The organism is Brevundimonas halotolerans, assembly GCF_003730275.1.
GTDB lineage: Bacteria > Pseudomonadota > Alphaproteobacteria > Caulobacterales > Caulobacteraceae > Brevundimonas > Brevundimonas halotolerans.
The window spans coordinates 1-18,370 of sequence record NZ_QTTA01000022.1; the positions used below are offsets into that span (position 1 = coordinate 1).

Genomic DNA, 18,370 nt, shown 5'->3' on the forward strand with positions numbered 1-18,370 from the left:
AGCCCGTCTCGATCCGCTCGGCCAACAAGGCTCGACCCGACGGCGTCAGACGGGCATTCTTGTGTACGTTCATCCGGGGAACTCTTCGGTTGAGGTTGGTGCTTCGCAACCCCAGCTTCTCAGCCCACCCCCGGGTGAACAACCTTCATAGCTTCGACAGCTAGGCGCCGACGCCGAGCCCCAGCAGGATCAGACCGCCGACCCCCACCACGATCCGCCACCAGGCGAAGGGGGCGAAGCCGTGGCGGGAGACAAACTCGAGCAGCAGCTTGACCACGGCCAGCGCCGTCAGGAAGGCGGTGACGAAGCCGATGGCGATCAGGCCCGCATCGCTGAAGTCGAGCCGCTCCCAGTTCTGCAGCAGGTCATAGGCCACCGCCGCCCCCATGGTCGGCAGGGCGAGGAAGAAGCTGAACTCGGCAGCCGACCGTTTGTCCGTCCCCAGCAGGAGGCCACCGGCGATGGTGGCGCCCGACCGCGACACGCCGGGGATCATGGCCAGACACTGGAACAGGCCGATGAGGAAATAGACCCGCAGGGGATAGCGGTCGGCCTCGAGATAGACGGGCACCTTCTTCATCCGGTCCAGCAGCAGCAGCAGGAAGCCACCGACGATCAGGGCGACGCAGATCACGACCGGGGTTTCGAACAGCACCAGTTTGATGAAGTCATAGGCAAAGACGCCGATGACCACGGCGGGCGCAAAGGCGACCAGCAGGCCGATCAGGAAGCGTCGGGCCTCTACGTCGAAGGGCCAGCGGGTGGCGAGGGTCCAAAGCCGTTTGAAATAGACACTGATGATGGCCAGCAAAGCGCCCAGCTGGATGACGATCTCGAACGTCTTGCCTGTGCTCTCGAAGCCGAGGAAATGGCCGAGCAGCAGCAGATGCCCCGTCGAGGACACCGGAATGAACTCGGTCAGTCCCTCGACCAGCCCCAGAATGATCGCCATCAGCCAGTCGGCCATCGGATCCCCTTGTCGGATGTCAGTGGCCCGGCAGGGTTATGTCAGTTGGCGCCGGGTGTCGGCCCCACATAGCGCAGTCGGGTGCGAATAGGCGAGCCGCCAATCGCCTGATCCAGCACATGTCCCATCAATCCGGTCAGCCGCCCGAGCATCAGCAGGTCGACGGCCCCCTCGCGCGGCAGGTCGAGACGGCGGGCCAGCAGCGCCAGGGCCAGCGGCAGGCCGGGCGCAAGGCCGCGGGCCTCGCCATCCCGCCACACAGCCTCGAGATCGGGTGGCAGGCGAGCGGCCTCGATCAGGGCGCGGGCGCGGATTTCGTCCGTGTCCGGAGAATTGGGATCAATGAAACCGGGAGCGGTACCGGTTTCCTCCAGCGCCCGTGACAGGGCCAGGCCCGGATTGCGTCGCGCCTGAACGACCCAAGAGGAGACGATATGGGTCTGCTTCATGACCGGGGACCCCATCAGGGCCGTGATCCCGGCCAGGGCAGCTCCGGCCAGCGGCGCCCCCGACTGGGCGGTCGTGCGGGCAGCGAGGATCGGCGGCAGGGCCAGATCATCCGCACACAGAACAAGAGCGCGCCGGATCAGATCGGCATCTCGCTCGATCAGCTTCCAGCCTCGTGCAAGACGCTGGTGAAACAACAGGCGGGGGCCTGATCCCGCTGCCGCATCGATGACCTCATTGAGGATGTCAGCGGCCTCGGCGCGCAGGGTGTCGGCATCGCGGCCGGGCAGCGGCGGGTCCTCGGCCGCCCGCCTTGCCAAACAGGCGCAGGTCTTGAGCCGTATGGACGCGCCGGTGACCGCATCGACGCGGGGCTTGAGCCCCATCAGCGGCTGGGCGGACTTGAGCCCCCACAGGCGACGGGCGACATCTTCCAGAGTGGCCTGGGCCGACAGCTGGGCGACGTCGAGACCCGCATAGCAAAGCCGACCGTCGATCCGGGTGGACAGGGTCGAGAAGATTTCGGCCTCGCCCCGCCCTGCAGCTCCGCGGCTTAGAACCGCAGGCGTGGCGGCGCGGTCGCCGGTCTCGAGGCGCTCAATATCGCTTTCGGCATACAGGCTGCGGCGCGGATCGGTCGGGTCCGGGCGGGCCGCGATCCGGCCACGGCTGACGTAGGCGTAGAGCGTCTGGGTCTTGACCCCCAGTCGCTTCAGGGCCTCGCTGCGCCCGATCCAGCCGTGTCCTGCGTCCATGCCCGCCCCGTGCAGAAACTCGTGAGAATGCCACCCAATCCCCAGTCTGGGACCATTTCATGACACAGCGGTGTCTGGGCCGCGCCGGGGGCCATTGGCAAGCCCGCGCGGATGGGCGACAAGCCCGCCATGACGACGCCCCCCTCCTCGCAATTCGGCCAGAGCCTGACCGGGACATGGGCCGTCTGGGCGCTGGTCATGGGGATTGTCGCCCTGAAAGTCTTTGCCGCGCGGGCGACAGGCTCGGTCGGGGCGCTGACGGCGCTGACCGACAGCATCATGGACCTGCTGGCCCTCGGCCTTGTGGCGGGTGCGGGCCGGACGATGCAGACCCTCGCCTCCGACGCCCGCATCCGGCGGCTGAAGGGCAGTATGGTGATGGCCGCCGGGGCCTTTATGGCGCTGGTCTGCCTCGCGCGCATCATCCAGCCGGTGCCGCTGTCGGGCGGGTTCTGGGGACCGGGGGCTGCGCTGGCCATCATCGGCCTGACGCTGGGACTGGCCTGGCTGCGCGGCCGGGCAGCCGCTGCGCGACCGTCCGGGGTGCGCGGCGAGGTGCGGGATCAGTCGATCGCCGAGCTGGCGGCGGCGGGGGTGCTGGCGCTGGGACTGGTGGCCGGGGTGCTGCTGGGGGCACCTGCGCTGGATGCTGCGGCGGGGCTGATCCTGGCGATCTGGATGGTCTGGGGCGGCTGGGCGCTGATCCGGACCGCCGATGACACCACCCACGCTGGAGCGCCGACGCTCGTCCCCGGCACGCCACCGGTGCGACGCGGCCCGTGGGGCTGACGGCGACGCGGTAAACGCGCGCTTAACGACCCTTGGGGCATGGAGGCCTCATGGCCGACTCCGTCCTGCTTCATTTCGCCTTCGATCCGGGATCTCGATGCGCGCGTCTGGCCCTGGGCGAGGCGAAGATCGCCGTGCGCGAAACCCCGGTGAAGCCTTGGGAGGACGACTGCCCGCTGCACGGGTTGAACCCCTCGGGAATGCCGCCAGTGCTGAAGGTCGGCGATCTGGTGTTGTGCGAGAGCGCGGCCATTCTCGGCTGGGTCGATGACCAGACCGAAGGCAAGCTGCTGTTCACCCGCGACGACGCCGAGCGCGCCGAGACGCGCCGCCTGACCGGCTGGTTCGAGCGCAAATTCACCGATGAGGTTCAGGCCGTCCTGTTGCACGAGCGCATGGAAAAGCCACTGCTGCGGCTGGGCCCGCCCGAGGCCCGGGCGCTGCGCGCCGGGCGTGAGGCGCTGAAGGGGCATCTGGCCGAGCTGGAAGGTTTGACTCAGGGCCGCGACTGGCTGGCCGGACGCCGCCTGGGGCAGGCCGATCTGGTCGCGGCGGCGCATCTGTCGGTGCTGGACTATTTCGGGGAGATCGCCTGGGCGACGTATCCGGCGCTCAAGGACTGGTATGTGCGGATGAAATGCCGTCCCTGTTTCCGGTCGCTGCTGGGCGACCGCCTGCCGGGTCAGCCGCCCGTTGCCCATTACGACGACCTCGACTTCTAGGGCCGTTCGCGGCAAGGCGGGGCGATGAACGCCCACAGCGACAGTCTGGTCGAGGAGATCCGCGCCCGCGCGAGCGCGCTGGGCTTTGACGCCTGCCAGCTGGCGTCGGCCGAGGCGCCCTGGTCCGCCGGTGATCATCTGGACCGCTTCGTCGAGGCCGGGCGGCATGGCGACATGGACTGGATCGAGACCACGCTGGACCGGCGGCGGCATCCGCAGGCCATGTGGGATCAGGCGCGGACCGCCATCGTGCTGGGCCTCAACTACGGGCCGGGCACCGATCCGCTGGTCGAGCTGGAAGACCCGTCGCGGGGCTATATCTCCGTCTATGCGCGGGGCGATGACTATCACGAGCTGATCAAGGGGCGGCTGAAGACCCTGGCCGGTTTCATCGCGGCGAAGACCGGCGAGAACGTCAAGGTGTTCGTCGACACCGCCCCCCTGATGGAAAAGCCGCTGGCGCAGCGGGCCGGTCTGGGCTGGCAGGGCAAGCACACCAATCTGCTGTCGCGCCGGCATGGCAACTGGCTGTTCCTGGGCGTGATCCTGTCGGCGGCCGAGCTGCCGGTCGATGAGGCCGAGGACGAGCATTGCGGCATTTGCACCGCCTGTCTGGATGTTTGCCCGACGCAGGCCTTCCCGGCGCCGTTCCAGCTGGATGCGCGGCGCTGTCTGTCCTATCTGACCATCGAGTTCGCGGGGCCCTGGCCGGAGGAGTTCCGGACGGCGGCGGGCAGCCGCATCTATGGCTGTGACGATTGTCTGGCGGTCTGCCCGTGGAACAAGTTCGCCGAGACATCGCGCGAGGCGCGGCTGGCGGCGCGGGATGAAGCGGTCGCCCCGCCTCTGGCCGAGCTGGCGGCGCTGGACGATGCGGCGTTCCGGGCACGCTTTCGCAAGAGCCCGATCAAGCGGATCGGCCGTGACCGCTTTGTGCGGAATGTGCTGTACGCCATCGGCAACAGTGGTGACCCGGCGCTGCGGGACTCGGCGGAGAGGCTGGTGGCAGACCCCGATCCGGTTGTGGCGGATGCCGCCCGATGGGCCGTGGCAAAGCTTGAAGCGTGACCCGGATCAGCCCGTGGCCTGGCCCACGCCGCGATGGCCGCCGGGCGCCGGAGCGACGGCCAGCAGCTTGATGCGGAACACCAGCACCGAATTGCCGGGGATGGCCGGGGGACGCCCCTCCTCGCCATAGCCGAGGGCGGGCGGGACATAGAGCATCCATTCGTCGCCGGGGCGCATCATCTGCAGGGCTTCGGTCCAGCCGGGGACGAGACCCTGAGGCGACATTACCGCCGGCGCGCCGCGCTGATACGAGCTGTCAAAGACGGTGCCGTTGGTCAGGCTGCCCTCATATTCGACGCGCACGAGGTCGTTGGAATCTGGCTGGACGCCATCGGCGGGGCCCGAGGCTATCACCTTGTACTGAAGGCCGCTTTCGGTGGTCTGGATGCCTTCCGCGCGGGCGTTGGACGTCAGGAAATACGCGGCGGCCTCGGCCCGGGCTGCGCTGTCGGCGGACGGGTCCGCGTCGCTGCCCCCGCAGGCGGACAGCAGCAGAAGGCCTGCACATGCCGCGCCTGCGGCCCTACCCCATGCGAAGTTCATAACCCTTGTCCCCCAGAGCCTTGCCGATCTCGTCGGCATGCGCCGAGTCGCGGGTTTCCACCATGATGTCGAACTCGGCCCCCTTGGCCGGCACGTCAAGCGCCAGACGGTTGTGGACCACGTCGATGATATTGCCGCCGAGGCCGCCGATCACGGCGGCCATGGCCGACAGCATGCCCGGGCGGTCGTCGCCCAGAATGCGATAGACGATCAGCCGCCGCTCGCGCACCATTTCGCGGTTCAGCACCACGGCCAGCATGCGCGCGTCGATATTGCCCCCGCATAGGACCAGCCCCACCTTGCGGCCCCTGAAGCGGTCCGGATGGGCCAGCAGGGCGGCGAGCCCCCCCGCACCCGCGCCCTCGGCCACGGTTTTCTCGAGCGTGGCGTAAAAGGCGACGGCCTTTTCGAAATCGGCCTCCTCGCAGACGAAGATTTCTTTCACCAGCGGATCGGCGAGGGCGAAGGGGATGTCGCCAACGGCCTTGATGGCGATGCCCTCGGCGATGGTTGCCCCGCCGCATCTGGGCGTTTCGCCCCGGCGGCGGGCGCTGAAGGACGGATACATGGCCGCCTCGACGCCATGAACATTCAGCTCGGGCTTGGTGGCCTTGGCGGCGATGGAACAGCCGGCGATCAGGCCGCCACCGCCGATCGGGATCAGCATGTCCTCGAGATCGGGGGCGTCCTCGAGGAACTCCATGGCGCAGACGCCCTGCCCCGCGACGATGCCTTTGTCGTCAAAGGCCGAGATGAAGACGAAGCCCTCCTCGTCCCGCAGGCGGTGGGCCTCGGCGGTCGAGCCGGTGAAGTCCGCGCCCTCGATCACGACCGTCGCACCATGGCGGCGGGTGCCGTCGATTTTCACAAAGGGCGTGCCCTCGGGCATGACAATGGTGACCGGCACGCCGAGCCGTCCACCGTGATAGGCCAGCGCCTGGGCGTGGTTGCCGGCCGAGGCGGCGACGACGCCGCGCTTGCGCTCGTCCGCATCCAGCAGCAGCAGCCGGTTGAGGGCGCCGCGCTCCTTGAAGCTGCCGGTGAAGTGCAGATTGTCGAACTTGACCCAGACCTCGGCCCCGGTCAGTTCCGACAGACGACGTGAGTGGCGTGTGGGGGTGTGGTCGACCTGGCCATGGATGCGCTCACGCGCGGCCTGGATATCGGAAAAGGTGACGGTCATCCGGGGTACGGGTCCCAAAGCGTTCCTGCCGCGTAGATCACGGTCTTCAGCCGCCGCTTGTGGACCAGAGGCGTATTGCTCGCAACCTTGACCTTATGGCTTGCGTTAGGCGTCATGGCGGTGACGTCGATCCGGGCCTATGATCGGCGACACGCGTTCCGGAGGAAGAAACCTGACCATGCCCATTTCACTGCGAACCCTGACCCTGACGTCCCTGACGGCCGCTGCTCTGGCGGCCACTGCCGCCTGCGCGCCCACCACCGGACCGGCACCGAGACCGATGGTCGAATCGACTGCGTTCAACGCCGCTGACTTTGCCTGGTCAGGCGTGAACGGAACCGGAAGCGTCAACGGCCGGATCGATTATTCGCGGAATGGCAACCGCTACACCTGCACCGGCTCGGTCGCCCTGACGCCGGTGACACCCTATACCCGCGCCCGGTTCCGCAACCTGTACGGCTCGACCGAGAAGGCCGCCTTGCCCGAATCGGTGGTGCGCGCCCGCACCGTGCCCGACCCCAATGCCGACTACCGGTCGTATGTGCGATCCTCGACCTGTGCGGACAACCGGTTCCTGTTCAGCGGCCTGCCCGCCGGGGAATGGTTCGTCATCGCGCCGGTCAGCGCCGGTGGCGAAGAGCGGGTGGTCATGATGCAACGGATCCGGACCCGCGACGGCGCGCGCGTGGACGTCACCCTCTAGAGAATGGAGTTCACCATGGCCGACCTGTCGAAGCGTGTCGTAACGATGATCGCCGCGGGGGCCGTGCTGGGCCTTGGCGCCACCGCCGCCGAGGCCCAGAGCCGCTATGACGGTCGCTACAGCTATGGCTACGAAAGCCAGACCCGTTATGAGGGCGGCTATCGCTCCGAGCACCGCAGCAGCGGATATTCCGACTGGAGTGTCGCGGCTCAGCGCGACCGGCCCGGCGACTATCGGTGCGACGCTTTCTGGGACGCCAACCGCTCCGACTGCGACGCGCGCTGGCGCGACCAGCGACACCGGACGTCCTACGGCTCGGGCGGCTATGGCTATGACCGGGGCTATCGCGACCACGACCGGCGCTATGACCGGGGCGGCTATGGTTACGGCGGGCCCCAGCCCTACTATGGCTCGAGCTATCGGCACCCGCCCGCCTATGGTCAGGGCGGCGCCACCCCCTATTACGGCGCCCATGGGCGACCCGATCTGGTCTATCCGGGGTCAGGTTCGGCCTATGGCGGCGGGCGCGATGCGCGCCGCGTTGAATGGTGCCGCCGCACCTACCGATCCTATGATCCGCGTACGGGATATTACCGCGCCTATAGCGGTCGCCTGATATATTGCGGCTGATCCCGAGATAAACCGCCGTTCGCCATGCTTTGGCCCCAGCCGGAGGGGCACAGAGGGCGCGCGTCCATCAGGATGCGGGGTTCGGTAAGGGAGCGCGTCCATGTCCCGACACAATATCACCGGTTCGGAAGCGTTTGATCGTCGTCCGTTCGTCTATATCCGCTCGGTATCGAGCGGGGGCTTGCGGCGCAGGCGCGCGCGGCTGGCGCTGGGCTTCGTGCTGGGCGTGATCGTCGCCCTGGCCATCGTCACCGTCGGCCTGCTGATGATCTTCATGCCGCCGCCGGCCTGATATCGGTCGGCCTGACACACGGTCAGGCCAGCCAGACCATCCGCCGGGTTTCGACAGGACCACCCCGCGCGCGGCTGAGCCCGGGCCGGACCTCGCCCGTGTACAGAAAGCCCGCCTTTTCCAGCACCCGGCCGGAGGCCGGATTGTCGATAAAGTGGCCCGCGACCAGCGCCCGCTTGCGCCAGCGGCTGCGCGCCCAGCTGAGCGCGCCCTGCAGGGCTTCAGTGGCATAGCCCCGTCCCCAATAGGGCCGGCCGATCCAGTAGCCGGTTTCCGGAACGGGATCGGCGTCGTTGAACAGGCCGATGACGCCGACCGGACCCTGGTCCTCATGCTCGATCATGAAGGTGCTGCCGCTGCGCGGATCCTGGGCCGCGACGTTCGCCAGGAATTCCTCGGCGTGAGCTACCGAATAGGGCGAGGGCATCCGCAGGGTCATGCGGGCGATATCGGGATCATTGGCCAGGGCGACGAGGCGCGGGGCATCCTCGGGACGAGGCGCCCGCAGCGCCAGACGCCGGGTCTCTATGACAGGCAAGGGTTCAATTCCGCACATGGCCGGGCCTCGGTCTTCCTGCCGCCGCCTTTTGAGGGCTCGGGCGGCTCGAGGCGGGGAACGAAAACGGGGAGCCTGGTGATCCAGACTCCCCGCGGAATATTTCCCTTGGTCCGGATCGGCTGCTGGTTGAGCAACACGATCCGGTCAGGCTTCGTGCTACTCGGCGGCGGCGGCGGTGGCTGCCTGGTCGTCGTTGGCCGCAAGAATCGAGACGTAACAGCGGCCACCGGTCTTGGTGGTGAACTTCACCGAGCCCGGGGTAAGGGCGAACAGGGTGTGGTCACGGCCCATGCCGACGTTGTCGCCCGGGTGCCATTTGGTGCCGCGCTGACGGATGATGATGTTGCCGGCCAGCACGCGCTCGCCGCCAAATTTCTTCACGCCGAGGCGTTTGGATTCGGAGTCGCGACCGTTACGCGACGAACCACCGGATTTCTTGTGAGCCATAGGTCTGCTCCGTTACTTCCTCGATGCGCTATCGCTCGGCTCGCGGAGCCTCACTGCTTGAGCGCGTGATTGTCATTCTAGCACACCGCCAGGCGGTGCGCCTAAAGCGTTATTCCTTGTCGGCCTTGGGCGCGGCCTTCTTGGCGGGGGCCTTCTTGGCCGGAGCCTTGGCCTCGGCCTTTTCAGCCTTGGGGGCCGCAGCTGCCTTGGCAGGGGCCTTTTTGGCGGGCGCCTTCTTCGCCGGAGCCGCCTTTGCTTCGGTCTTGGGGGCTTCAGCCTTGGCAACCTTGGCGGGCTTGGCTTCGACTTCGGCATCGCGCGAGGCCAGGCCACGGGCGCGCAGGTTCATCTCGGCCTTGGTCATCAGCGAGGTTTCGCCGTCCCATTTGGCCTTTTCGCCTGCACCTTCGATGCCGGTGATGCGCAGCACCGATTCCATCTGGCGATGGCCACGCGTCCGGCGATAGCCCTGACGGCGGATCTTCTTGAAGATCTTGACCTTCTCACCCTTGCGGGTCTCGATCAGGGTGGCCGCGACGGTGGCGCCGTCGATCAGCGGGGCGCCGACCGTGATGCCCTTGTCGCCGCCCAGCATCAGGACTTCGCCGAAGCTGACGTCCGAACCGGCGTCGCCGTCCAGCTTTTCGACGACCAGCACGTCGCCCGGTTGAACCCGGTATTGCTTACCGCCGGTCTTGATTACCGCGTACATATCGAAAGCCTCAAAGCCTGAACGCATAAAGATTAGCGCCCGCGGAGGACCCCCGCAGGCGAAGAGCGGCGACATATACGGAAGGGCAGCGCCGAGTCAACGGACAAGCGCGCATTGATCCGCGCCCTGCCGGACTTTCCACACCCCCGTGCGGGCGATAAGTCAGGACAGGCGGGCGGACGGGCCCGGTCGCTTCGGGATGTTCATGACACACACCCCCACCCCGACCAGGGACCGCGCACTGGATGCGGCAACTCGGCTGGCCGGACAGATCGCAGAGGCGCTGCAGGCGGACCTGTCGCTGCGGCTCTGGGACGGATCGGTCGTCGGACTCGGCGATCCGGCGCGCGGCGACATCCAGCTGGTTATTGCGGGGCCGCAGACGTTGAGGGCGCTCATCCTGAGGCCCGGGCTTGCGACGCTGTTTCGCCTGTTCGCCTCGGGGGCGCTTGCGGTCGAGGGGGGATCGCCGCTGGAGGCGCTGGACCGGATCGACCACGGGCGGCTGATGCATCTGCGCAAGCGGCTGAACCTGTGGGCGGTGGCGCGGACCGCCCTGCCCCTGCTGCTGGCCTCCGGCGACAGGGAGGCGAACGTGCCGGACTGGCATGATGCGCGCGATGGCGAGGGACAGGGCCATGACCGGCGGCGCGACGCCGACTTCATCCGCTTCCACTATGATGTCGGCAACCAATTCTACGGCCTCTTCCTCGACCCGGCCATGATCTATTCCAGCGCCGTCTTTCCGCATGAGGGGGCGGGTCTGGACGAGGCCCAGCAGCACAAGCTGGACCTGATCTGTCGCAAGCTGAACCTGAGGCCCGGGCAGCGCCTGCTGGACATCGGCTGCGGCTGGGGTGGGCTGGCCTGTCATGCGGCGCGGCATTACGGCGTTGAGGTGCACGGGGTGACCCTGTCCCCGGCCCAGCTGGCATACGGACAGGCCGAGGTGGCGCGGCAGGGTCTGGGCGACCGGGTGACGCTTGAATTGGTCGACTATCGCGATATCGACGTAGAGGGTGTCTATGACGCCGTTTCCCAGGTCGAGATGTTCGAACACCTCGGCTTTCGCAATCACGACGCCCATTTCGCGCGGGTCCACCGGCTGCTGAAACCCGGCGGGCTGTATTTCCATCAGGCGTCTGTCAGACGCGGCCATGGCCCTGCAGACCGGAACGGCGCGCCCCGACCCACGGCGACCACCCGCACCATCACCCGCTTCATCTTCCCCGGCGGAGAGCTGGACACCCTCGGCATGACCACGACCGCCCTGGGTCGGCACGGCTTCGAGGTGCTGGATGTGCAAACCCTCCGCGAGCACTTTGAGCGGACCCTGCGGATATGGTCGGCGCGCCTGTACGACAACCGCGAGCGGGCCGCAGAACTGGCCGGGGCGCCCCGGACCCGGCTGTGGCTGGTCTATTTCGCCCTGTTCGCGCGCGGCTTTCAGCGCGGGGCGGTCAATGTGCACCAGACAGTGGCACGGCGGCACCGGGCGGGAGCGTCCGGACTGCCGATGGATCGGGCGCATCTTTATGCAGAATCCGCAGCGCCCCTCTCGACCGTTATAAAGTAACACGCTATGGACGTCGCGATGTCGCCGTCCGACCTTCAACCCTCCCTGCTGATGTCGCTGCTGCTCGGCGGCCTCGTCACCGCATTCCTGCATGCCGCCCTGCCGACGCACTGGCTGCCGTTCGTGCTGGTCGGGCGGGCGCAGCGGTGGAGTCTGGCCACCACCCTGTGGTCCGTGCTGGCGGCGGGACTGGCCCATATTGCGGTCACCGCCGTCGTTGGAGGCGCAATTGTCGCGGCGGGGCTGGCGCTGGACCAGTGGGTGGCGGGGGTCCTGCCGTGGGTTTCGGCCGGGCTGCTGTTTGTGCTGGGCCTGTTCTATCTGACGCGCGCAACCCTGATGAAGCCGGTGCCGGCCTCGGGCCCCGAGCTGGAGACGCCCGAGCCGACGGTCTCGCAGGCGGCGGCCTTCTGGGGGCTGGTGGCGGTGATGGCGGCTTCGCCGGGAGAGGTGCTGCTGCCGCTCTATCTGTCATCGGCCGAGGAAGGCCTGATGGTGCTGGCATTGCTGACGGTTGTTCTGGCCGTCGGCACGGTGCTGGGCATGGCGGTGTTCACCACCCTCGCCCGAGCCGGTGCCTCGATCCTGAAGCTGGAGCGCTGGGCGCGCTACGAGGGCGCGATCCTCGGCCTGGCCCTGATCGGGCTGGGGCTTCTCGTCGTCATGCACCAGCACTAGGGTCGCACATGGCCCACGACGCGCACGATTCCACCGAAAAGCCCCAACACGTGCACGGCCACAATCACAGGCATGGGCACGGCCACGGGCACAGCCATGGGCATGGCCATGCCCACGGGCCGGTCGACACCGGCGACTGGCGCTATCTGGTCGGGCTGAGCGTCAATCTGCTGTTCGTCATCATCGAGTTCAGCGCGGGGGTCATCAGCGGCTCGACCGCCCTGATGGCCGATGCGGGGCACAATCTGTCCGACGTGCTGGGGCTGGCCATGGCCGGCGGCGCGGCATGGCTGTCGCGGCGACAGGCGCGCGGCTCGCTGACCTATGGCTATCGCAAGGGGACGGTGCTGGCGGCGCTGGCCAATGCCCTGCTGTTGATCCTGGCCTGTGGCTGGATCGGCTGGGAGGCCGTGCAGCGGTTTTTGGATCCTCAGCCGGTCGCATCCGGCATCATCATGGTCGTGGCCGGCATCGGCTTTGTCATCAACCTGGGCACCGCCCTGCTGTTCCTGAAGGACCAGCACAAGGACCTGAATGTGCGGGGCGCCTATTTGCACATGATGGCCGATGCGGCGGTGTCGATCGGGGTGGTGCTGGCCGGGGCGGTCATCTGGATGACAGGCTGGTCGATGATCGACCCGATCTTCAGCCTGGTGATTGTGGCCGTGATCCTGTGGTCGACCTGGGGATTGCTGAAGGACTCGGTCAATCTGGCGCTGGACGGGGCGCCCGCCGGGATCGCCGTCGATCAGGTGCGCGCCGGTCTGCTGGCGGTGCCGGGCGTGGTGGCCGTGCACGACCTGCACATCTGGGGCCTGTCGACCACAGACGCCGCCCTGACGGCGCATCTGGTGCATGAGCGGGCCGATGCCGCCGCCCTGTTGGCCGAGGTTCAGGCGCTGGCCCGCCACACCTTCCACATCGACCACGTCACCATCCAGTTGGAAACCGAGGCCATGGCCGACTGTCCTCAGTGTTGAGGCCCTTTCCTTTCCGGCCGGGACGCTCCATCTAGCCCCCATGGAAAAGACACCTGTGACCGTGCTGACCGGCTATCTCGGCGCCGGCAAGACCACCCTGCTGAACCGGATCCTGACCGGTGACCACGGCAAGCGCTATGCCGTGATCGTCAACGAGTTCGGCGAGATTGGGATCGACAACGATCTGGTCGTCGGCGCCGACGAAGATGTGTTCGAGATGAACAATGGCTGCGTCTGCTGCACGGTGCGCGGCGACCTGATCCGCGTGGTGCAGGGGCTGATGAAGCGACAGCGCCCGGGCAAGCCGGCCTTCGACGCCATCATCGTCGAGACCACGGGCCTGGCCGATCCGGGCCCGGTGGCCCAGACCTTCTTCGTCGATGACGATGTGCGCGAAAAGACGGTTCTGGACAGCGTCACCACCCTGGTCGACGCCAAGCACGTCATGGCGCGGCTGGATGACTCGAAGGAGGCCCGCGAACAGGTGGCCTTTGCCGACCAGATCATCCTGAACAAGACCGATCTGGTGAGCGCCGAGGAAGTGGCGACGGTCGAGGCGCGGCTGCGGGCGCTGAACCCGCTGGCGCCGATCATCCGGGCCGAACGCGCCGATGTGCCGCTGGACCAGATCCTGAACCGTCACGGGTTTGATCTGGGCCGGATCAATGAGGTGCGGCCCGACTTCCTCAATCCGCCGCACGGCGCCGAAGGCCATGTGCACGACGCGGACTGTGGCCACGATCACGACCACCATGACCACGGCCATGAGCACGACCAAGCCCATCATGACCACGACCACGACCATGATCATGGTCCCCGGGGCCATGCACACGAGGACGACATCAAGGGCATTGCTCTGTCGCTGGACCGCCCGGTGAACGGTCAGGTCTTCACCCAATGGCTGGACCAGCTGCTGGCCAGTCAGGGGCAGGACATCCTGCGGGCCAAGGGCATCATCGACGTGGCGGGCGAGGACCGGCGGCTGGTGTTTCAGGCCGTGCACATGATCCTTGAGGGTGAGTTGCAGAAGCCGTGGGGCGAGGCCGAGCGCCGCTGGAGCCGCGCGGTCTTCATCGGCCGCGATCTGGACGAAGCCGCCCTGCGCAAGGGCTTTGAGGCCTGCGCGGCATGATCGAGCACGTTGACCCCGCCCGCGACGCCATCGCCGCCTTCCGCGACCTGCCCGACGACCGGCCGATCATGATGATCAATCTGGTGCGGTTCCGGCCGCAGGCGCTTTATCCGGCCGCCCATCCCATGATCAACAAGCGGATTGCCGGGGCCGAGGCCTACAAGCTGTACCGGCGCGAGGCGGCAGCGCCCTTTACCCGCGCGGGCGGCGAACAGATCTGGACCGGCACACCCGAGCTGACCCTGATCGGGCCGCGCGACGAGGCCTGGGACATCGCCTTCATCGCCCGCTACCCCACCGGGGCGGCCTTTCTCGAGATGCTGCGCGATCCCGAGTATCGCGAGGCCGTCGTCCACCGGCAGGCCGCCGTCAGCAATTCCCGCCTGATCCGCTGCGGCGAGGTCGGGGCGTGACGTCCCTGACCTTTGATTCCCAGCCGACTGCGGCCCTGTTTGACGCTTCCGGCGCCGTCCTTGCCCTGGGCGACGGGTCGATCCGGTTCGAGGATGGATCGGTGGTCGAGGCCCATGACGGGGCGGTCCTGTGCGCGGTGCGGCATCCGTCGGGTCAGGGGATCATCACCGGCGGGGACGACGGACGGCTGGTCTGGTCGCAGCCCGACGAAGTCGTGCCGCTGGCCGATACAAAGGGCCGCTGGATCGATTCGGTCGCCGCCTCGCCCGAGAGCGGACTTGTGGCGTATTCGGCGGGCAAGGTGGCCACCGTGCTGGACTCGTCGGATGCGGCCTTCAAGCGCGAGTTCACCCATGAGCGGACCGTGTCCGGCCTTGCGTTCGACCCCAAGGGACGGCGGCTGGTGGCCTCGACCTATGGCGGGGCGGCGCTGTGGTATGCGCGGATCGCGGACCAGCAACCCGCACTGTTGAAATGGGCCGGGTCGCATACCGGGGTGGCGGTGTCGCCCGACGGCGCCTTTGTTGTCACCACCATGCAGGACAATCAGTTGCACGGCTGGCGCCTGAAGGATCAGCGGAACCTGCGCATGGGCGGCTATCCGGCCAAGATCCGTTCGGTGGCGTTCCTGTCCGGCGGCAAGCTGCTGGCGACGGCGGGGGCCTCGGGCGTGGTCATGTGGCCGTTCACCGGTTCGGACGGGCCGATGGGCAAGGAAGCCTCCGAGATCGGTTTCGAGGAAGGCGCGCTGGTGGTCCATGTGGCTGCGAGCCTGAAGCACGGCCGGGTGGCTGCCGGGCTGAACGACGGTCGCGTCTGGTGGGCCGATCCCGCCGGTCAGGGGCTGGCCTTCGTCAAGGCCGAGCACGGCGCACCCATCTGTGCCCTGGCGATGAGTGATGACGGCACCCGTCTGGCCTGGGGCGACGAGGACGGTCAGGCCGGGATCGCCGAGCTGTAGCCTGCCCCCTGTTGGTGCTCACTGGCTTGCCATGCGCAAGCGGGACTGTTCATGATGGAGTATGGCTGAACCCCCGCATATGCCGGAATTCCCGACCGACAAGCCCAAACGGCGGATCGGCTGTCTGGGCGTGATGCTGGGCGCGCTGGCCCTCGCGATAATACTGCCGGTCGGGTCGGTGGTCACCCATGCGGTGGTGCCGCCGCTGACGACCTTGCTGATGGTCGAGCGGGGATTTGCGGGCCAGCCCGCCGACTATCGCTGGCGCAAGCTGGACGACATTTCACCCCGACTGGTCGAGGCGGTGATCGCCTCGGAAGACGCGCGGTTCTGCAGCCATTCGGGCTTTGACTTCGAGGCTATCGAAAAGGCGCTCAAGGCCAATGAGCGATCCAAACGCAGCGGGCGCGGCGGCATGCGCGGCGGCTCGACGATTTCTCAGCAGACGGCCAAGAACGTCTTCCTGTGGCCCGGTCGGGGCTGGATCCGCAAGGGTCTGGAGGCCGGCTATACGGTGCTGATCGAGGCGACCTGGTCCAAGCGGCGGATCGTCGAAGTCTATCTGAATGTCGCCGAATGGGCCCCGGGCGTTTATGGCGCGGAGGCGGCGGCCCAGCACTGGTTCGGCAAGTCGGCGGCTGATCTGTCGGCGCGCGAGGCCGCGCGTCTGGCGGCGGTGCTGCCGAGTCCGAGGCGCTACAATGCGTCCAGCCCCGGTCCCTATGTACGCGGCCGCGCACGGCGCGTGCAGGCCGCCATGGGCACGGTACGCAATGACGGACTGGCGAGTTGCGTGCTGGGCTGAGCCGGACTTGACGGACGCGGTCCGGAGGCGTCGGATGCGCGCCACGGAACGAGCCGGACTGCACAAGGCGGAGGAACACCATGAAACGCACCCTGACAATTACCGTAGCCGTGGGAGCCCTGGTGGCGGGCGCCGCCGGCTGCGCCGCCCTGTCGAACGGCATGTCCGGCAATGACGGCGCCGCGCCGCAGGTCGCCAATTCGCCCGTTCGACCCGGTGCACCGGCCCCGGCCCTGACCGAGGCTAATCTGACGGGTCAGGCGCCGACTGCGGCCGAGGCCGCCGCCTTTGTCGCCGATGCCGAACGTCAGCTGGCCGAGGCCAGCGAATATGCCGGGCGCGTGGCCTGGGTGCGCGCCACCAACATCACCTATGACACCATGTGGCTCGAGGCCAAGGCCAATGCCGAGTACACCGAACTGTCAGTGAAGCTGGCCAATGAGGCCGCCCGGTTCAATGACGTCGAGGTGCCGTTCGACGTGCGTCGCAAGCTGAACATCCTGACCCAGGGCATTGTCCTGCCCGCGCCGAACAAGCCGGGGTCTGCGACCGAACTGGCCGAGATCACCACGCGGCTGGACTCGACCTATGCGACCGGCAAGTTCGAATACAAGGGCGAGATGATCACCCTGGACGAGGCCAGCCAGATTCTGGCCGCAAGCCGTGATCCGGCCGAGACCAAGGCCCTCTACGAAGGCTGGCGCACCATTTCGCCGGTGATGGCCGACGACTATACCCGCATGGTCGACATCGCCAATGAAGGCGCGCGCGAGCTGGGCTTTGACGATGTCGGGGCCATGTGGCGCTCGGGCTATGACATGGAGCCCGACGCCTTCGCCGCCGAGACCGACCGGCTGTGGTCGCAGGTCCAGCCCTTCTACGAGAACCTGCACTGCTATGTGCGGACGCGGCTGTTCGAGACCTATGGCGCCGATGTCCAGCCGGACAGTGGGCCGATCCGCGCCGACTTGCTGGGCAATATGTGGTCGCAGCAGTGGGGCAATATCTATGATGTGGTGGCGCCCAAGACCGGCGGCACATCCAGCTACGATATGACCGAGCTGCTGGTCGAGGCGGACTATGATGCCGAGAAGATGGTCCGCACGGGCGAAGGCTTCTATACCTCGCTGGGGCTGGCGCCGCTGCCGGACACCTTCTGGCAGCGCAGCCAGATCACCCGGCCCGAGGGCCGCGAGGTCGTATGCCACGCCTCGGCCTGGGACCTCGACAACCACGAGGACGTGCGCATCAAGATGTGCACCCAGGTGAATGCCGACGACTTTTACACCGTGCACCACGAGCTGGGGCACAATGTCTATCAGCGCGCCTACAAGGATCAGCCTTTCCTGTTCAAGAATGGCGCGAACGACGGCTTCCACGAGGCGATCGGAGATTTCGTCGGCCTGTCGGCGCTGACGCCCACCTATCTGAACCAGATCGGCCTGCTGGAGCAGGTGCCGGGCGCGGACGAGGACATCCCCTTCCTGCTGAAGATGGCGCTGGACAAGATCGCCTTCCTGCCGTTCGGCCTGATGGTCGACCGCTGGCGCTGGGACGTGTTCTCGGGCGAGACCTCGCCGGACGAATACAACGACGCCTGGTCGGCCAATATGCTGAAATATCAGGGCCTGGTGCCGCCGGGCGACCGTCCGGACAACGCCTTTGACCCCGGCGCGAAGTATCACATTCCGGGCAATACGCCGTACACCCGCTACTTCCTGGCGCACATCTACCAGTTCCAGTTCCACCGGGCGGCCTGCGAGCAGATCGGCTGGACCGGACCGCTGCACCGCTGTTCGATCTATGGCAATGAGGCGGTCGGTGAGCGCTTCAACGCCATGATGGAGATGGGCCAGTCCCGCCCCTGGCCCGAGGCCATGTATGCCTTTACCGGCCAGCGGACCGGCGACGCCTCGGCGATTGCGGACTATTTCGCGCCGCTGAACACCTGGCTGACCGAGCAGAACGAGGGCAAGGACTGCGGCTGGTGACCGGCCGCCGTTAACC

21 protein-coding genes are annotated in these 18,370 nt (G+C 67.4%); 14 read left to right on the forward strand and 7 right to left on the reverse strand.

The features are described 5' to 3' along the window. Positions 1-160: 160 nt before the first annotated feature. Both EG854_RS11205 and EG854_RS11210 read right to left on the reverse strand, forming a co-directional pair. Positions 161-967, reverse strand: a complete 807-nt coding sequence (locus EG854_RS11205; protein ID WP_123288221.1) for an undecaprenyl-diphosphate phosphatase — start codon at positions 965-967, stop codon at positions 161-163. A 41-nt stretch (positions 968-1,008) separates the two neighbouring features. Next, positions 1,009-2,169 (reverse strand): citrate/2-methylcitrate synthase, encoded by a 1,161-nt coding sequence (locus tag EG854_RS11210; protein WP_123288222.1) that lies wholly within the window; start codon positions 2,167-2,169, stop codon positions 1,009-1,011. A 111-nt stretch (positions 2,170-2,280) separates the two neighbouring features. Between EG854_RS11210 and EG854_RS11215 the strand changes: the two genes are divergently transcribed. From EG854_RS11215 to queG, 3 genes are read left to right on the forward strand one after another with little or no spacing between them, the layout of a single operon-like run. Continuing rightward, a complete protein-coding gene (locus tag EG854_RS11215; protein ID WP_123288223.1) occupies positions 2,281-2,958 on the forward strand; it encodes a cation diffusion facilitator family transporter in 678 nt (225 codons plus the stop codon). 50 nt (positions 2,959-3,008) lie between these two features. Continuing rightward, complete coding sequence (gene fzlA, locus EG854_RS11220) at positions 3,009-3,680, forward strand: FtsZ-binding protein FzlA (protein ID WP_123288224.1); 672 nt, start codon at positions 3,009-3,011, stop codon at positions 3,678-3,680. A gap of 24 nt (positions 3,681-3,704) precedes the next feature. Beyond that, a complete protein-coding gene (gene queG / locus EG854_RS11225; RefSeq protein ID WP_123288225.1) occupies positions 3,705-4,748 on the forward strand; it encodes a tRNA epoxyqueuosine(34) reductase QueG in 1,044 nt (347 codons plus the stop codon). Between the two features lie 6 nt (positions 4,749-4,754). Here the strand turns inward: queG and EG854_RS11230 are convergent, their stop codons facing one another. Both EG854_RS11230 and EG854_RS11235 read right to left on the reverse strand, forming a co-directional pair. Next, positions 4,755-5,291, reverse strand: a complete 537-nt coding sequence (locus EG854_RS11230) for a BamJ family beta-barrel-assembly machinery protein (protein ID WP_123288226.1) — start codon at positions 5,289-5,291, stop codon at positions 4,755-4,757. Beyond that, entirely contained in the window at positions 5,272-6,474 is a 1,203-nt protein-coding gene (locus tag EG854_RS11235; protein ID WP_123288227.1) for a threonine ammonia-lyase, read from the reverse strand. The genes EG854_RS11230 and EG854_RS11235 overlap by 20 nt, the downstream gene beginning before the upstream one ends. A gap of 178 nt (positions 6,475-6,652) precedes the next feature. Here EG854_RS11235 and EG854_RS11240 point away from each other — a divergent pair, with 178 nt between their 5' ends. The 3 genes from EG854_RS11240 (at position 6,653) to EG854_RS11250 (ending at position 8,099) form a co-directional block, all read left to right on the forward strand. After that, a complete protein-coding gene (locus tag EG854_RS11240; protein WP_123288228.1) occupies positions 6,653-7,177 on the forward strand; it encodes a hypothetical protein in 525 nt (174 codons plus the stop codon). A 15-nt stretch (positions 7,178-7,192) separates the two neighbouring features. Continuing rightward, positions 7,193-7,807 (forward strand): BA14K family protein, encoded by a 615-nt coding sequence (locus tag EG854_RS11245; protein WP_164462015.1) that lies wholly within the window; start codon positions 7,193-7,195, stop codon positions 7,805-7,807. Positions 7,808-7,907: 100 nt separating this feature from the next. Beyond that, positions 7,908-8,099 (forward strand): hypothetical protein, encoded by a 192-nt coding sequence (locus tag EG854_RS11250; protein WP_123288230.1) that lies wholly within the window; start codon positions 7,908-7,910, stop codon positions 8,097-8,099. Positions 8,100-8,121: 22 nt separating this feature from the next. Here the strand turns inward: EG854_RS11250 and EG854_RS11255 are convergent, their stop codons facing one another. From EG854_RS11255 to rplU, 3 genes are all read right to left on the reverse strand, one after another. Then, complete coding sequence (locus EG854_RS11255; RefSeq protein WP_123288231.1) at positions 8,122-8,655, reverse strand: GNAT family N-acetyltransferase; 534 nt, start codon at positions 8,653-8,655, stop codon at positions 8,122-8,124. 159 nt (positions 8,656-8,814) lie between these two features. Further along, positions 8,815-9,105, reverse strand: a complete 291-nt coding sequence (gene rpmA, locus EG854_RS11260) for a 50S ribosomal protein L27 (protein WP_123288232.1) — start codon at positions 9,103-9,105, stop codon at positions 8,815-8,817. A gap of 109 nt (positions 9,106-9,214) precedes the next feature. After that, on the reverse strand, positions 9,215-9,817 hold the full coding sequence (rplU, locus tag EG854_RS11265; protein ID WP_123288233.1) for a 50S ribosomal protein L21: 603 nt from the start codon (positions 9,815-9,817) through the stop codon (positions 9,215-9,217). Between the two features lie 205 nt (positions 9,818-10,022). On the opposite strand from rplU, the gene EG854_RS11270 reads away from it, so the two are divergent. The 8 genes from EG854_RS11270 (at position 10,023) to EG854_RS11305 (ending at position 18,354) form a co-directional block, all read left to right on the forward strand. Next, positions 10,023-11,393 carry an SAM-dependent methyltransferase gene (locus EG854_RS11270; RefSeq protein WP_123288342.1) on the forward strand — a complete coding sequence of 457 codons (1,371 nt, stop codon included), beginning with the start codon at positions 10,023-10,025 and terminating at the stop codon, positions 11,391-11,393. Positions 11,394-11,411: 18 nt separating this feature from the next. Then, complete coding sequence (locus tag EG854_RS11275; RefSeq protein WP_123288343.1) at positions 11,412-12,071, forward strand: hypothetical protein; 660 nt, start codon at positions 11,412-11,414, stop codon at positions 12,069-12,071. A gap of 8 nt (positions 12,072-12,079) precedes the next feature. Next, positions 12,080-13,051 (forward strand): cation diffusion facilitator family transporter, encoded by a 972-nt coding sequence (locus EG854_RS11280; RefSeq protein ID WP_123288234.1) that lies wholly within the window; start codon positions 12,080-12,082, stop codon positions 13,049-13,051. A 40-nt stretch (positions 13,052-13,091) separates the two neighbouring features. Further along, entirely contained in the window at positions 13,092-14,183 is a 1,092-nt protein-coding gene (locus EG854_RS11285; protein WP_123288235.1) for a CobW family GTP-binding protein, read from the forward strand. Further along, complete coding sequence (locus EG854_RS11290; RefSeq protein WP_123288236.1) at positions 14,180-14,596, forward strand: DUF1330 domain-containing protein; 417 nt, start codon at positions 14,180-14,182, stop codon at positions 14,594-14,596. The genes EG854_RS11285 and EG854_RS11290 overlap by 4 nt, the downstream gene beginning before the upstream one ends. Beyond that, complete coding sequence (locus EG854_RS11295; protein WP_123288237.1) at positions 14,593-15,558, forward strand: WD40 repeat domain-containing protein; 966 nt, start codon at positions 14,593-14,595, stop codon at positions 15,556-15,558. The genes EG854_RS11290 and EG854_RS11295 overlap by 4 nt, the downstream gene beginning before the upstream one ends. Before the next feature lie 133 nt (positions 15,559-15,691). Continuing rightward, positions 15,692-16,363: a monofunctional biosynthetic peptidoglycan transglycosylase gene (mtgA, locus tag EG854_RS11300; RefSeq protein WP_375782303.1), complete on the forward strand. Its 672-nt coding sequence runs from the start codon at positions 15,692-15,694 to the stop codon at positions 16,361-16,363. Positions 16,364-16,443: 80 nt separating this feature from the next. Beyond that, entirely contained in the window at positions 16,444-18,354 is a 1,911-nt protein-coding gene (locus tag EG854_RS11305; RefSeq protein ID WP_123288239.1) for a M2 family metallopeptidase, read from the forward strand. The last annotated feature ends 16 nt before the right edge of the window (positions 18,355-18,370 follow it).